Origin of the sequence: Nostoc sp., from assembly GCF_036917195.1 — a bacterium.
Classification (GTDB): Bacteria; Cyanobacteriota; Cyanobacteriia; order Cyanobacteriales; family Nostocaceae; genus Nostoc.
Window position 1 is genome coordinate 1 of sequence record NZ_JBALDG010000031.1, and the last position, 14,807, is coordinate 14,807.

Consider the following 14,807-nt stretch of genomic DNA (forward strand, 5'->3'; position numbering starts at 1 on the left):
TCTGAACCCTACGGCTACGGCAAATCTGAACCGTTGACTGCTAACCTACGCGAAAACACTCACTCAACATTGACAAGCCCAGACTAACTTTTATTGGAGAACCAAAACCCATTTTAGATATCGTTTCTAAGTAGTACCTGGAAATGCTCTTCATTGGGCTACTGCCGCGAGTAAGAAAGGCGGTAGCCCTCCTGTGTGCATTAAGAGCCAGAGACTAGGAACGAGGAAATGAGGCAATTACACGTTGCAGTTTGCAAGATAAAGGAGAATTTCACCAATGGACAGTTATATCAATTCAAATGAGTTGCACCAGACAAGCGCAGAACATAGCCACGACGAAGAAGGCAACAAGATGTTTGGCTTCATTGTGTTCCTACTGTCTGAAAGCGTCATTTTCCTGAGTTTTTTCGCAGGATATATCATCTACAAAACAACAACTCCTAACTGGCTACCAGCTGGTGTTTCTGGACTAGAAGTAAAAGATCCGACAATCAACACAGTAATTCTTGTTGCCAGTAGCTTTGTGATTTACTTAGCGGAACGCGCCCTTCAACGCCATGACTTAGTGAAATTTCGCCTGTTTCTCTTGGCAACAATGGCGATGGGAACTTACTTTTTGGCTGGACAAGCGATCGAATGGAGCCACCTGGAGTTTGGCTTCACCTCCGGGACATTCGGTGGAACATTCTATCTACTAACAGGTTTCCACGGTTTGCACGTTTTCACAGGTATTCTGTTGCAGTTGATAATTTTGGTACGTTCTTTCATCCCTGGCAACTACGACACAGGTCACTACGGCGTTAATGCAACTTCGTTGTTTTGGCACTTCGTCGATGTTATCTGGATTATTTTGTTTGTCCTTATCTATGTTTGGCAGTAAACATTAGACTTTTGGTGAGAATACGGTCTAAAGATATTTAGAATCACACATGCACACAGATTGATCTGTGTGCATGTGTGATTCTAAACCCCAATGGGAGCAAATTTCTCCAACAGACTAATTGTTGGCTGGAATGAGTAGGGTTGAACAAATAGTATACTTTGCTCAGCAAAAGCAGTCCAATTTTGGTTGGTTAAAGGCTCAGAGGCAACAATAACTTGGTTTGGGTGCTTGAGAGAATCACTTGACCAATAAAGAGTAGGGGCTTGTGTGCGGTAAGCATAGCGAACTGCTACAACTGCTTGACCATCACTGACAATTATATTGGCACTAAAGCTGGTGTCATGTTCTGATGCCAACTCAGTCAATTTTTGAAGTGTCATACGTAAGGCATCAAACAGAGTGCTGTCTGGATACGACTGCCACATTTGGACTAACAGGGCGAAGATGTGTTCTGAGTCAGTCATGCCTTTAATCAAACGGTATGTGGAATCAGAAAGGCTCTGACGTATTGGTCTATAGAGAGTCTGTTGAAAGTCTGAGATTTCACCATTATGCACAAACAACAGTTTCCCACTGCGAAATGGCTGACAGTTGCTAATGTCGAGCGATTCACCTATCCCAGCTAATCGCGCATAGCCTACAGTACAAGTAGATTCTACATAGTTGCTTAACTCTTCGAGATTCGGATCGTTCCAAAGTGGGATCGTGTTTCGGTAAATGAAGGGTTTACCCACTTCGTCGTACCAGCCTACACCCACCCCGTCTGCACAAACTACTCCTGATTTTAATTCCAAAGGACTGTAACTTTGTTTGTAAAGCGAATGCTCCGGTTTATACAGCAACTCATCTAATCGGATGGGATTACCAAGGTAGCCTATTAATCTACACATAAAAAATGACTTGCTGAAAGAGTAAGGAAATTAAGTTACAAGCCCCGATATCAATCGAACCTTTTAACTATAAAATGACTGCAAAGTATTACTAAGTTAACAACTATTTTTTATTTTGTGTATGCTTGAACTATGACTTTAGTCATGATTTTGTTTGTACCTTTCATTAAACTTTTTCTGGAGAAATGTCAATGACCATTTCAATGTACCAAGCTTCAATACCCGTGTCTATTCGCACACTGAATAACCTTGTAAGTATTCTGGAAAAAGGTGCTACATACGCTGAAACTAAAAAAATAAATCCTTCTGTGTTGGTCAATAGTCGTCTATCCCCAGATATGTTTCCATTATCAAAACAAGTACAAATTGCCTCTGACATAGTAAATAGAGGTGCTGCACGACTAGCAGGGATAGAACCACCCCAGTTTGAGGACAATGAAACTACATTCCCTCAACTTATTGACCGCATTCATCAAACTATCTCTCATTTAAATACATTTAAACCTGAGCAAATTGACGGTTCAGAGGAGAGAACAATTAGCCTTAAAATAGGTGACAACACTCTTGATTTTCAAGGAATGTCATTTCTATTATATTTTGTTTTACCAAACCTTTATTTCCATGTCACAACAGCATATGACATTCTCAGGCACTGCGGTGTAGAACTTGGTAAACAAGACTTTCTTGGTCAACCTTAAAATGAAAAAGCATTTAGGCAAATTACTTTCTTAATTTGCCTAAATGCTGATTGAACTCGCTTTATCTATTTTCCCAATGCAGTGTACTTCTTTTTCAAACTAAATAACTCGTATTTGGTACGATAGCAAAGAAGGCGTACTCATACCAAGCAGTCCAGATGAAACTGCGAATCCATCGCTGACGCTTTTCGGGACTCAATTCATATTCAAACGCCCCACGAGATACATTAATGGAAGATAGATGAGAGTTGCAACCGCAGCCGTGTTGATAAGTAAAACCGTATTTGGAAGCTATACTTTGCACCTTCATCTGGATAGCAAACACCTTACCTGCATGGAGTATGGCATCCCAAGCACGCTTGTGTTCGATATCGCGCTGATCAAATCTTAAGGCGCGTTCTTCAAAAACATGATCGCGGTAAATTGGTGCTAGATGCACATGATAGAAGCTGGCAGGTAGTTCATAACCAAACTCGTTGAATAAATCTATACCAATGCGAGCCACTTTTACTTCATTATCATACTTTGTCCCCTTTGATTCCAGATCACGGAGAATTTCTGCAAAATTTGGATAGCTGTGTTTGAGAAAGTCTTGCCCAAAAAAGTCAAGGGTTTCCCATGCTAGTTGTGCAAATAGCTGGGAAAATGAGGGTATCAAGTGAGCCAGTTGGGGGCGATCGCTAAATAAGTCAACATCACCATGCTCTAATTTGTATAGGAACAACTGCGCCATCTCAACATAGCTTTGGGGATGGGAAAGTCCGACACTCGTGGTTCCTCTAGCAATGTCTTGCCATGTAGAAGGTAGTTGAGAAACGTGAACCGCATTTTCTCCAGCAATGATTGCAACAGGAGGACATTCGAGAAGTTGCATCGACAATCTCCTTTAAAACTCTAATGTGTAATTTACCTTAAGCGATCACTAAGTCTATCTTCTGAACACAATTAAAAATGTTTGACAGACTGTCTTTTGACAGCGATGTCTACTAGGGGCTATTCCGCGTCGCAACTTTATTCATAATATTTTTTCTGGAAAATACTTAGTGCTAATTTGAATGCACTTTTAGTGAGAAGATGTTTTAAAAGTATTGCATGATTAGAAGCATCGGTGTCAACTTAAGCACCAACTCGTTTAAAACCCCGCTTCCATTCCTCTCCCCAAAAAGCCGAGAGGCATTGAAACCTCCCTTCCCTTCTAAGGAATGGGGGTTAGGCTTGGGAGTTTTTGATATTAGTAATAATACTTTTCAAACATCCTCTAAGAGGTTTTACTACACAAAACCTGTCCCTCTCCGACTCCCAGAGAAACAGACTTGAACTAAAGTTCAAGGCAGGGAGATGTTTGTCGAACTCACGTAAAATCACTTTCATCTAATGGTTTAAACAGCCTGGATTTTAAGCACCAGCTATTTTCTTATATAGTTTATCCCCTTTGACTATCTCTTCATAGTGCTGTTCATAAGAGGTAAACCTAATGGATTCTTGTTTTCCTAAACCCAAGATGCCAAAGGTGCAGAGGCTATTATAAAACAGTTCGTGTACCCGCTTTTGAAGTACCTGATTGAAATAGATGAGAACGTTACGACAAAGGATGACATTAAACTCATTAAAAGAACTGTCAGTTGCTAAATTATGCTGGGCAAAAACAATATTTTCTCTTAAGGATGCTCGAAAAATAGCGTTATCATAAGCTGCTGTATAATATTCTGAGAATGACTTCTTGCCGCCTGCTTTCAGGTAAAGCTGGGTATATTCCTGCATCAGTTTTAAGGAAAAAATACCACTTTTGGCACTTTGTAATACCTTCTCATTAGTATCAGTGGCATATATGCGACAACGGTGATAAAGTCCTTCTTCTTGCAGTAAAATTGCCATTGAGTAGACTTCTTCACCAGTAGAGCATCCAGCGTGCCAGATCCGAATAAACGGATAGGTTTGCAAGAAGGGGATAACTTGATTTCTGAAGGTGTTATAAAAGCTGGGATCACGAAACATTGATGTTACATTCACCGTCAGACCAAGCAAAAACCGTTCCAAATAAGCACGGTTGTGGAGTAATCGCTCTTGCAAGGCAGAAATATTAGGTAACCCTTCTAATTCCATGAAACTGTGAATGCGGCGCTTGAGTGAGGAAAGAGCATAATTGCGGAAGTCATAACCGTAATACTGATACATCCCTTCCAAAAGCAGATGTATTTCGATGTCCTCCAAGGTAGGTTTGGGCAAAGCCATAGTACGAATTAGCCTATATGCTGAACCAGCTATTTTAAATATACTGGTAATACAACGAGTTAAGTTGCTTGAAGTTAGCAAAACAACTGTTTCCCAAAAAACCTCATGGAGCAAAAATTATTCACATTCTGGGCTGGTAGGGTTTTTATAACCGAAGTGAATTTTACACTGAAAATAGCTTGCTGGATCTATTAAATTTGCTCCCAGTGCTAGCTATGAGTTTCAGTTTAACCTAGCGGCTGTTACTCCTAAAACAGCGATCGCTATTATTGAAATCCCAGCTAGCCATCGGACTTGCTGGCGCAGATTTTTAATCTCTTGGCTCATATTTTCTGTATGTGGTATGGGATATGGTTGAAGTTCTGCAACTTCAACAGCTACTTTTTGAGGTCTATTTTGGGTCTTTTCAAAAGTAACTTGCGTGTGTAGCCAATTAGTAATCAGTTGGGGACAGTTTTTCTTAAACCAATTTAGAGCCAAGGTTCTAAAAACTGGTTTGGACATTCGGGCAATTAATTTCATCACCCTGTTTAGAGGCTTCAAGTGAAGCTTTTGATTGATCAAATTGACTGAACCAACGTCATACAGACAATCCAGGATTAGTTTCACAGTGGCTTCTTCACTGTTGATCAAGTTTTGCAGTAAAAGCTGAACATCGTGCATCCGCTCTGCTTCAAGATACTTTTCCTTTTCTGCCAATGTTTCTGGAGGACTTACTGAAGAATTTAGGGATGTATTTAGAGCGTTTTGTCTTATTATCGTCATATTGGTAACATAGCAGCCATAATAATCTAAGTACACCTATCTACTGAGAGAAAGATTTTTTATCTAGAGAAAGAACCTAAAAGCGAAAATTTGTTCGTGAGAGACATGACTATATTATGTCTGTAAACTATTTACACTGACCTTGGGATAAATAAATTTTTTATTTAGATGCTAATACCTCAATTTGTGCAACGACGCGTTCTAATTCCTCAATAATTATAGTGGTTCCAGTCTTCCTGAAGGTATCCACAAGCGCCCGATAATACCAAAGAGTTCCTTCTTTACGCCCCTGAAAACGTTCCCAAACTGATTCACCTAAAATGCGATAATCTTTGAGAATAGACTGGGCGTTGTAAAGTTTATCTGCTAAGGACACGAGCAGTACTGATGGAGAAGCGGTAGGAATATGAGCAATGTATGCCTCCTTACGCTGTCGCCAAGGGGGTTTTGGAGTTGTATCAGCGTCAGTACAAGCATCTACAATTGCTGTTACATTGTCACCAAAGCGGCGGCGAATTTCTTCACGTGTTGCGGCCCCACCTTGGTCTTCGATCGCATCGTGTAAGAGGGCTGCGATCGCTTCATCTTCATTTGCTCCGTATTCTAAAGCAATACTGGTGACACCTAATAAATGGGCAATGTAGGGAACACCTGAACCTTTACGAACTTGGTTAGCGTGCAGTTGGGTAGCGTAGGTGAGGGCTGCGGTAAAACGTTCTGAGAGCATTGTTTTGAAAGAATAAAACAGCTTATAATCAGATATTGCACTGCTGCTAATGTCAATTTTATAACAAACCGCTCCAGACACAGAGAATCCAGAGCAGGAGAGGGGTACAGAAATAATTGAATCTCAGCCTAAAATTGAGATATCTATCAAGCTTGCTATGAAATCATCATGACCAGCGAAAAAATAACGGTGCAGTCTTTGTATACTGTCACTGATGAAGAATTAATGCTGATGAGTTCGCAAAACCCAGAACTGCGGTTTGAACGTAATGCTAATGGAACATTAGAAACTATGCCCCCAACTGGTGGAATTTCTGGTAATCGAGAAATAAAAGCCGGAGCCTATTTATTGAATTGGGTAGAAAGTCAGGATTTAGGTGAAGTTTTTGGGTCGAGTACAGGTTTTAGATTAGCAAATACTGCTGTCAGAGCACCTGATGCTGCTTTTGTGGCTAAAGGACGTTTACCAGAAGGTTGGGATGAAGAAGACAAATTTATTAATTTAGCACCCGATTTTGTAATTGAAATTCGTTCTAAAAATGATAGCTTGGCAAAACTCAAAGCCAAGATCGAAGAATATATTGCTAATGGTGTTCAATTAGGATGGTTAATTGATAGAAAAAATCAACAAGCTTTAATTTATTACCAGGATGGTTCAATTACTCAATATCCGGCTACAGCAATATTAAGCGGTGAAGATGTTGTGCCTGGGTTTATGTTGCCTTTGAAAAAATTATTGTAAAAGCGATGCCTGCGGTGGTCACTGAGCGGCTGGTGAGCGCAGTCGAACCATGCCGTACCCTTACGGGGAAGCAAGCTACGTGCAGCGTCTTGTAGAGAAGTGCTGGCTACTTACCTACTTTATACCCATCTGATATAATGATGTGCCGCGCCAAACAAAAATTTTATTTTATCTATTGCAAAAACTTTTTATTAAATAGATATTAGCAAAAGTTCATAGATAAACAATATAACTACTAAGTTCTATATATTCAATCTTTCTTTTGAGTGATATCGGATAATCAAACGTTCTGCATCTACGCCTTAAAAACTCTGGATAGAAAAGCAAAAGTTTTGATTATAAATAATATAATTATCCTTTTAGATAGACAGCATTAAAATCTAGATTCCATCGTCAGATAGATAAAAATTTGATGTTAATTATTTTAAAGTAAATGCAAGAAATATTATTTAAAGCAGGAGCTAATTTAATCATGGCAGACAATCCTGGATTAGGAGAGCAAGCGCTAAATAAAGCAGCAGAAATAGGATTATCTAGCCAATTAGATGAAGTAGAAAATTTAGATGTAAACATCCAAACAGATCCGCTGAAACTAGTTCAAGGAGAGGTGGATGCAGTCACGATTGAAGGTGAAGGTTTGGTAATGCAGAAAGACCTCCGCATGGAGGACTTTGAAATGCAAATGACTAGTGTTGCCATTAATCCTCTGAGTGTGGCTTTTGGCAAAATTGAACTCACTAAACCTACTGAGGCTAAGGTACAAGTTGTGTTAACCGAGGTTGATATTAATCGCGCCTTCAACTCAGAATATGTGCGATCGCAACTGCAAACTCAAAAAATCCATATTAACGGGCAACTGACGACTATTGAGCCTCAACATGTAGATTTTCGACTACTCGGTGATGGGAAAGTAGCACTAAATGCCACTATCAAAATAGTAGAAACAGGTGAAAATCAGCAAGTTGCTTTTTCCGCAGTTCCCCAGATTAGCGCTAATGGAAAAACTGTTTCTCTGGAAAATGTCGAATATGGCGAAAGTGAGGAAATATCGCCAGAGTTGACAAAAGCTTTAGTAGACCAAACTAGCGAACTTTTAAATTTGAGTAACTTTGATTTAGAAGGAATGAGCTTGCAAGTTAAACAACTAAAAGTAGAAGTAGGTAAACTAACTCTACAAGCTGAAGCTTATGTTGAACAAATTCCTTCTGGTCAATAATAGGACGCTAATAAATTCAGGATACAAATAAATAATGGAAACTACAGAAACAACGCAAACAAGTTCAACACCTTTCCCAAATATTCCACCAGTTATTGAAAGTAACGATAGTGAGTATCGTGATAGCGGGGTACCCAGTACAGTTGCGATCGCAGGACATCCCCTACATCCCCTGAGTGTGACCTTTCCCATCGCCTTTTTAGCCGCAGCCTTGGGAAGCGACATCGGCTACTGGTTAACTGGTGATTTCTTCTGGGCTAAAGCTTCACTATGGTTAATCGGACTCGGATTAGCTGGAGGCGTCCTTGCATCAGCGATCGGTCTCAGCGACTTTTTTAGAATTGAACGAGTTCGCAAGCGCAGCGCAGGTTGGGCACATTTAATACTTAACGTTTCTCTACTAGTTTTAAGTCTAGTTAACTTTCTCCTGCGTTTGGGCGACGCTGAATCCCGAATACTACCTTGGGGATTGGTTCTCTCCCTCATTGTCGGTACGCTGGTTAGTATTTCCGGCTGGTTCGGTGCTGAACTTTCCTATCGTCACAAAATCGGTGTTGTGGGTGCTGGTAGCAGAAGATATCCTTGAGTGTAAATTCTTCCTTGTGTTTGAGCGATGGGATATTCTTTTTATTTGCAAGTCCCCTACTCTAATGGTAATTAGATTTACTTAAGTAGTTATCTGCTCTAGTTTTATGCTGGGCTGCGTCAGATACAAGCAGCCCAGTTTAGTAGTTTGTAAATTATGAAAGCACTGATTGTGTTTCCAACTTCTGGGTTTTTTGCTTTAAGACGGTTAGTGCTTCTGAGCTGAATGCTTCACCTTGAACCACTTCTGATGAATCTATTCGGGGTAGAAAACTATCGTCCTTAACTCAATGCTCTGACGAGGTGGAGCATCTGGTGGGCTAGTGGGGTCATCAAATCCAGTATGGGCGGCAAACCTGGCCCGTCCTTCTTCTGCGGAGTCAAAGCACTTAATAAATAGCGCTTCGTCTTGTTGCATTTGCGGGAAATAAAACCATTGATGTGATGGGTTATAGGTTATTGCGTAAGTTTCGCCAGCGTAATTGGGGTAGAAGAGATCACTAGCTACAAGGTCTGTAGGTGCGATAGAAAGAGCGTCGCACACTGCCAATGGTGACTCCTCAACTGGTGCAATAGGTCGCCAAATATTAATCAGTGCAAACCTTTTTTGCAGCACTTGATCAATGTTATCTATTCCCTGCTCTGTCAATACCTTGCGTGCGCGAGTATAGCCAGATTTAGCTGTAAAGTCATTATGCACGCGCTTGACGGGTTCCCTGATTTCGTTCTCGCCCGACTGCGAAAGTTGAGCGTTACGAAGAGTGTGATCGAATATTAATACTTCAGTTGCACCTGTCACATCTTTCAATAATTGCTTGGCTTCAGGATAATAGACGCTGCGGATCTCATCTTCATCATAGAAATCACTGACTTTACTTTCATGTGTAGCAAAGTCGAAGCCTTGGCGCTCTAAGGATACTTTATCTGAAATTGCCCGTGCATTATGGATTGGCACTTTGTGTGTCTCGTACTTTCCGTTAGAGCGGGGAACCCCTACTGGGGGTTCATAGGCATAGTTGACAAGCTTTTCTGCCATAGGGGTGAGGTAGGTCAGTTCTGCCTCAACTTGTTTTAGGTCAGAGAAAAAACGATTGCCTGTGCTCATTGCTTACATCCTTGTTCAGAAGTTCAGACAGATAAGATCCCGTGGAGTTGAAGTGCAATTCACGCTCAATATCTGGCAATTGATCGCAATTACATCTAACGGCGTCAGCAAAATTACAACACGCCTCAGCTATGTTGTAAGAGTAGGACTCAAAGTAGCTGTTGATGTTTGTTAACGTCGTATCTTGTCAGGAATCTTCAGTACTAGATAATTATAGTTAAATACTTATTTAACCATTACAGTAATTAGCATAACAGAATTTTTGCAGAATAGTCAAATAATCATTTGACTATTTTAGTAAAATTCCAGATTCTGCTATGATATGGGGATGATTGAGAAAATAAATTACGAAAACCGCGCTAAAATCTTCACAGCTCTTTCAGATGCAACACGCCTGCGCCTAGTAGATTTACTGTTGAATACTGACGAAATCAGCTGTTCAGAAATTGCCGAGCAGTTAGGTATTAGCTTATCTCTTTCTTGTCACCACTTGAAAGTTTTGACGGAAGCAGGTTTGGCGAAGAATTACAAAAAAGGGCAAACAAGATACTACTCAATTGATCGTGCTGTTCTCAATAGTACTTTAGAGAGTTTAAATAGTCTTATTAGATGAATAGTATAGTATACCAATACTGGCTCTTAACTTTGGTTGTGATCAAGGACAATTGAGTGTATTGCTATTAACATACGTTTGATGGGCTGAAAACCAGCGATCGCTTTTAGCAGGCTACTCTTTTCACAACCCGATGACCCAATAATTACAAACTTTTTTTGGGTTCACAGCGAAGCTAACATCTTCTACAGCCGGAAACCGATGCCTACCTTATTTATAGATAATTTGAACACTTCTTGCTATAATTAATAGTTCTAATTTCTCCATGAATTCAATCTCCTTCAACGCCTTTAAGCGTCGGTAAAATTAATTCATCAATTGATTTAGGCTGCTGATTTAGCATCTCTATTCATGCATAAATTATCCATATTTCAAAAAGGCTCTTGGCTCAAGACCGTATTTTACAGCCTTTATATGCTTAAATCGCTTGAATTTCATCATTTTTATATCTTTTGTAGCTGCTTTAATAAGCCTCGTTCTTGCATTTAACATTCCTGAGTAATATTAATTATTTACAAGGCCAAACAGATATAAGCTTTTATCACGTATTGCATCTAAAGGAGAAATAATATATATTCATATTTTGATAAATACGGTAAATCAATAGAGATACAGTATTTTTTAAACTTAAACCAAAGTATTACACAGTCAGAACCAAAAAACAAGGTGTGTTAAGAAGTTTGTAACTTTTCACAGAGACCTCCGTGCCGTAAAGAGCAACTATATTTATGTATGGGGGTAAGGCACGGGCGAATTGATTCGCCGTTAAATAAGGATAAAGGAGTGCAGTGTTGATGGAAAGACTTAAACTTGGACGTTCCGGGCTAGAAGTATCACGACTATGTTTTGGCGGCAACGTGTTTGGGTGGACTATTGATGAAGATACTTCATTTAAGATTTTAGATTACTTCATCAAGGCTGGAGGTAATTTTATTGACACTGCTGATGTCTATTCCAAATGGGCTACAGGCAATCAGGGTGGAGAGTCGGAGATCATCTTAGGGAAGTGGCTCAAGCAGCGAGGCAACCGTGACCAAGTGGTGATCGGCACTAAAGTTGGCAATGATATGGGTATTAAAGGCAAAGGGCTTTCTCCTAAACACATCCAACAAGCTGTTGAAGACTCATTGCAAAGGTTACAAACCGATTATATTGATTTGTATCAATCACATATCGATGATGAAAGTACTCCCCTTGCAGAAACCCTAGAAACTTATGGGGAATTAATTCATCAAGGAAAAGTGCACTACATTGGTGCTTCAAACTATAGTGCAGAGCGTTTGGCACAGGCATTGCAAATCAGCCAGCAGCATAGTTATCCTCGCTATGAAAGCCTTCAGCCTCGTTATAACTTGTATGACCGAGCCGAGTATGAGCAGGAACTACAACAAATCTCCCAAGAACAGGAAATTGGTGTGATTAGCTATTCCTCTCTATGCAGTGGCTTTCTCTCTGGTAAATATCGCTCAGAAAAAGACCTGTCTATTAGTGCCCGTGGTAATTCTGTCAAGAAATATTTGAATGCTCGTGGTTTAGCAATTTTAGAAGCACTAGATGAAGTCGCCAAGATTTATAATGTGACTCTCACCCAAGTTGCTTTGGCCTGGCTAATTGCACGTCCCACTATTACCGCTCCTATTGTTAGTGCTACAAAAGTTGAGCAGCTTCAAGATATCATCAAATCTGTAGATATTAAACTTGAGCCAGATGCTATTCATCTTCTAAATCAAGCCAGTTCCTGGAACAAGTAGTTCAATAAACATTCAACCAACAAGCCAGATAGCACCAACAAGCGCCCCCACAATGAGTTGACGTGTGAAAGAGAAGATAAGTCCGCGTGGGCGGACTAGCCTTCCCTACAAGACGCTACGTGTAGCTGGCTTTTAAGTAGGGGTATGGCTAAGTTTGTGTAGCCGCGACTTCCAGTTGTTCGGGCTGCTAAAATTTTGCTTAGTCTCTAGTCTGTAGAAAATGCTTCGACACCGTAACCAAACAATATTTATTATTCTTTCTGTGCTCATCGTTGTACCGATGGGCTTTTTGTTTAAATATTATAACGGGCCTGCCCATCACTGGTTTAACGACTATGGAGCCGCTGTATTTTACGAAATATTTTGGTGTCTATTTGCATTTTGGTTTTTCAGAAGTCGGGCGGCAGTTATCCAAATTCCTATATGGGTTTTTGTCATCACCTGTATATTAGAATTCTTGCAACTTTGGCATCCGCCACTATTAGAAGAGATTCGCGCCACCTTGATAGGTAAATTGTTACTTGGTACTACCTTTGTTTGGTGGGATTTTCCTCATTATGTATTGGGTTGTGTTTTAGGTTGGTTGTGGCTGCAACAATTACAGAAAATAGGTTATGCAAAAAAAAGTTAAGGTTAAACCTAATTCAAAACAGCAAAAGATTGAAGAACAACCTGATGGCAGTCTGACTGTATATTTAAAATCGCCCCCAGTTGATGGTAAGGCTAATGAAGAGTTAATTAAACTACTAGCAGATAAATTTGATGTACCTAAATCTCATATCAGAATTAAGTTAGGTTTGTCCTCTCGGCAAAAGCTGATAGAAATTGATACAGATGTCTAGTTGATGCTTAGTAACACCTTTTTTGAAGACTCTTTCTTCTGATGAATGTGAGGCTATATCCCACCCAGTACATCCTCTACTAAACCTAATAACCTAGAGACAGAAGCTCACAAAACCAAATTTTTCTGCTGTGTAATACTGATATACCTTGGTTGAGCTTTGACTCTTTCTATCCAAGCTTGAATAGCAGGAAATTGTGTCAAATCAAACCCACCTTCATCAGCTACATGAGTGTAAGCGAACAAGGCAATATCAGCGATCGTGTAACACTCTCCTACAAAAAAAATGTGAGAAGTTAAGTGTTTATCCATCAGGCTAAGTGCTGTATAACCCGGTTCACGTTTTTGCTTAATAGCTTCACTATATTCTTCAGTTTTACCTAAAATAGAAATCCAAAATCTTGATCTAGCAATAAAAGGCTCATGGCTATATTGTTCAAAACATAGCCATTGCAGCACCTGCGCTCGTAGAAAGCGGTCATATGGTAAAAACTCTGTACCTTCACTCAAATACACCAATATGGCATTTGATTCTGCCAAATATTTCCCTGGCTCAATTTCCAGAAGAGGTATCTTACCGTTAGGATTTTTACTTAAAAATTCTCGTGTTTGAGTCTCGCCTTTCAAGATGTTAAGCTCTATTCTCTCAAAAGGCATACCTAGTTGTGTCAATAAAAGACGTATCTTATAACCATTACCAGATGGTAAAAAATCGTACAGACGCAGTAGTTCCATGTTAAAATATAGCTAGTAATATGTTGATAATCAAAGGTTCAAAATACAATATCTTACCAAAAGATTTTCCAAAAACCGGATAATTTTTTTATATTTAGCATCTGAGCGTACTACATAAAATTATCCGAAAAAATAAAAAAAAATATTATTTATTTCTAGATTGAGATGTTTAATTTAGTTAGGGATCGAGAATAAAAGTATGTGTGGAAGATTTACTCTAAACCAGTCAGCAGCAGGATTATCTCAAGTTTTCCATGTCGAGTCAGTTCCCGATTTAGCAGCCGAATATAACATTGCACCTACGCAAATGGTGGCAACAGTGTTACAAAATCCCGAAAGCGAAAAGCGTGAATTTAAGCAGTTGCATTGGGGCTTAATTCCGTCATGGGCGAAAGATGCAGGAATGGGGGCAAAGCTGATTAACGCTAGGGCAGAAACTGTTGCCGAAAAACCCGCTTTTCGTTCGGCTTTTAAGCACAGACGCTGTTTAGTGCTAGCTGATGGCTTTTATGAGTGGCAACGGCAGCAAGGCAAAAAACAGCCGTTTTATTTTCGCCTTCAAGATGGGCAACCCTTCGGCTTTGCAGGTTTGTGGGAGAAATGGCGATCGCCTGCTAACGAGGAAATAATTTCTTGTACAATTTTGACAACGGCAGCTAACGAATTACTCCAACCTATCCACGAACGGATGCCAGTGATTCTAGAGCCACAAGATTACGATTTATGGCTAGATTTGCAGGTGCAAACGCCCCATACCCTACAGCAGTTATTGCGTCCCTATTCAGCGCCAGCAATGACTGCATATCAAGTTAGCACCTTGGTAAACAACTCTCGCCATAATAGTCAAGAGTGCATCATCCCACTCAGTAAGAAGAATGCCACCGCAAATCAGTTAAATTAGCTATTGAGTGTATTAAGGGATTGGGGAAATGAGGGAGCAAAGGAAGCACGGGAAGAAAAACTATTGATTATTGCCCCATGCCCATTACCCCTTATCCGCAGAGGGGACCCCGAGTTCCCCAATC

General features: G+C 40.0%; 17 protein-coding genes. 10 read left to right on the forward strand and 7 right to left on the reverse strand.

Annotated elements, in window-relative coordinates:
* Window positions 1-277 precede the first annotated feature (277 nt).
* Window positions 278-880, forward strand: coding sequence for a heme-copper oxidase subunit III (locus tag V7K40_RS10675; protein WP_334959275.1), 603 nt, complete (start codon window positions 278-280; stop codon window positions 878-880).
* Window positions 881-963: 83 nt separating this feature from the next.
* On the opposite strand, the gene egtC is transcribed toward V7K40_RS10675, so the two are convergent.
* Window positions 964-1,773, reverse strand: a complete 810-nt coding sequence (gene egtC, locus V7K40_RS10680; protein WP_334959278.1) for an ergothioneine biosynthesis protein EgtC — start codon at window positions 1,771-1,773, stop codon at window positions 964-966.
* A 191-nt stretch (window positions 1,774-1,964) separates the two neighbouring features.
* On the opposite strand from egtC, the gene V7K40_RS10685 reads away from it, so the two are divergent.
* Window positions 1,965-2,471, forward strand: a complete 507-nt coding sequence (locus V7K40_RS10685; RefSeq protein WP_334959280.1) for a DUF1993 domain-containing protein — start codon at window positions 1,965-1,967, stop codon at window positions 2,469-2,471.
* A 94-nt stretch (window positions 2,472-2,565) separates the two neighbouring features.
* Here V7K40_RS10685 and V7K40_RS10690 read toward each other — a convergent pair whose 3' ends face one another.
* From V7K40_RS10690 to V7K40_RS10705, 4 genes are all read right to left on the reverse strand, one after another.
* A complete protein-coding gene (locus tag V7K40_RS10690; protein ID WP_334959282.1) occupies window positions 2,566-3,345 on the reverse strand; it encodes a hypothetical protein in 780 nt (259 codons plus the stop codon).
* A 521-nt stretch (window positions 3,346-3,866) separates the two neighbouring features.
* The gene (locus V7K40_RS10695) at window positions 3,867-4,703 is read right to left on the reverse strand and encodes a protein-glutamate O-methyltransferase CheR (RefSeq protein WP_334959284.1); all 837 of its coding nucleotides are present in this window, start codon (window positions 4,701-4,703) and stop codon (window positions 3,867-3,869) included.
* Between the two features lie 222 nt (window positions 4,704-4,925).
* Window positions 4,926-5,468 carry a hypothetical protein gene (locus tag V7K40_RS10700; protein ID WP_334959286.1) on the reverse strand — a complete coding sequence of 181 codons (543 nt, stop codon included), beginning with the start codon at window positions 5,466-5,468 and terminating at the stop codon, window positions 4,926-4,928.
* Window positions 5,469-5,628: 160 nt separating this feature from the next.
* Window positions 5,629-6,195, reverse strand: coding sequence for an HD domain-containing protein (locus tag V7K40_RS10705; protein ID WP_334959354.1), 567 nt, complete (start codon window positions 6,193-6,195; stop codon window positions 5,629-5,631).
* Between the two features lie 168 nt (window positions 6,196-6,363).
* Here V7K40_RS10705 and V7K40_RS10710 point away from each other — a divergent pair, with 168 nt between their 5' ends.
* The 3 genes from V7K40_RS10710 to V7K40_RS10720 all read left to right on the forward strand — a co-directional run bounded on the left by V7K40_RS10710 (window position 6,364) and on the right by V7K40_RS10720 (window position 8,738).
* The gene (locus V7K40_RS10710) at window positions 6,364-6,936 is read left to right on the forward strand and encodes a Uma2 family endonuclease (protein WP_334959288.1); all 573 of its coding nucleotides are present in this window, start codon (window positions 6,364-6,366) and stop codon (window positions 6,934-6,936) included.
* Window positions 6,937-7,408: 472 nt separating this feature from the next.
* The gene (locus V7K40_RS10715) at window positions 7,409-8,152 is read left to right on the forward strand and encodes a DUF2993 domain-containing protein (protein WP_334959290.1); all 744 of its coding nucleotides are present in this window, start codon (window positions 7,409-7,411) and stop codon (window positions 8,150-8,152) included.
* 34 nt (window positions 8,153-8,186) lie between these two features.
* Entirely contained in the window at window positions 8,187-8,738 is a 552-nt protein-coding gene (locus V7K40_RS10720) for a DUF2231 domain-containing protein (RefSeq protein WP_334959291.1), read from the forward strand.
* A gap of 255 nt (window positions 8,739-8,993) precedes the next feature.
* Here V7K40_RS10720 and V7K40_RS10725 read toward each other — a convergent pair whose 3' ends face one another.
* On the reverse strand, window positions 8,994-9,842 hold the full coding sequence (locus tag V7K40_RS10725; RefSeq protein ID WP_334959292.1) for a CmcJ/NvfI family oxidoreductase: 849 nt from the start codon (window positions 9,840-9,842) through the stop codon (window positions 8,994-8,996).
* A 322-nt stretch (window positions 9,843-10,164) separates the two neighbouring features.
* Between V7K40_RS10725 and V7K40_RS10730 the strand changes: the two genes are divergently transcribed.
* From V7K40_RS10730 to V7K40_RS10745, 4 genes are all read left to right on the forward strand, one after another.
* Window positions 10,165-10,455: a metalloregulator ArsR/SmtB family transcription factor gene (locus V7K40_RS10730; RefSeq protein WP_334959293.1), complete on the forward strand. Its 291-nt coding sequence runs from the start codon at window positions 10,165-10,167 to the stop codon at window positions 10,453-10,455.
* A 794-nt stretch (window positions 10,456-11,249) separates the two neighbouring features.
* Window positions 11,250-12,206, forward strand: a complete 957-nt coding sequence (locus V7K40_RS10735) for an aldo/keto reductase (RefSeq protein ID WP_334959294.1) — start codon at window positions 11,250-11,252, stop codon at window positions 12,204-12,206.
* A gap of 220 nt (window positions 12,207-12,426) precedes the next feature.
* Window positions 12,427-12,837: a DUF2809 domain-containing protein gene (locus V7K40_RS10740; RefSeq protein WP_334959295.1), complete on the forward strand. Its 411-nt coding sequence runs from the start codon at window positions 12,427-12,429 to the stop codon at window positions 12,835-12,837.
* Window positions 12,821-13,048 (forward strand): DUF167 domain-containing protein, encoded by a 228-nt coding sequence (locus V7K40_RS10745; protein WP_273764283.1) that lies wholly within the window; start codon window positions 12,821-12,823, stop codon window positions 13,046-13,048. Before V7K40_RS10740 ends, V7K40_RS10745 begins: the two co-directional genes overlap by 17 nt.
* Window positions 13,049-13,155: 107 nt before the next feature.
* Here V7K40_RS10745 and V7K40_RS10750 read toward each other — a convergent pair whose 3' ends face one another.
* Window positions 13,156-13,782, reverse strand: a complete 627-nt coding sequence (locus V7K40_RS10750; RefSeq protein WP_334959296.1) for a glutathione S-transferase family protein — start codon at window positions 13,780-13,782, stop codon at window positions 13,156-13,158.
* Between the two features lie 199 nt (window positions 13,783-13,981).
* On the opposite strand from V7K40_RS10750, the gene V7K40_RS10755 reads away from it, so the two are divergent.
* Window positions 13,982-14,683, forward strand: a complete 702-nt coding sequence (locus V7K40_RS10755; RefSeq protein ID WP_334959297.1) for an SOS response-associated peptidase — start codon at window positions 13,982-13,984, stop codon at window positions 14,681-14,683.
* Window positions 14,684-14,807: the final 124 nt, after the last annotated feature.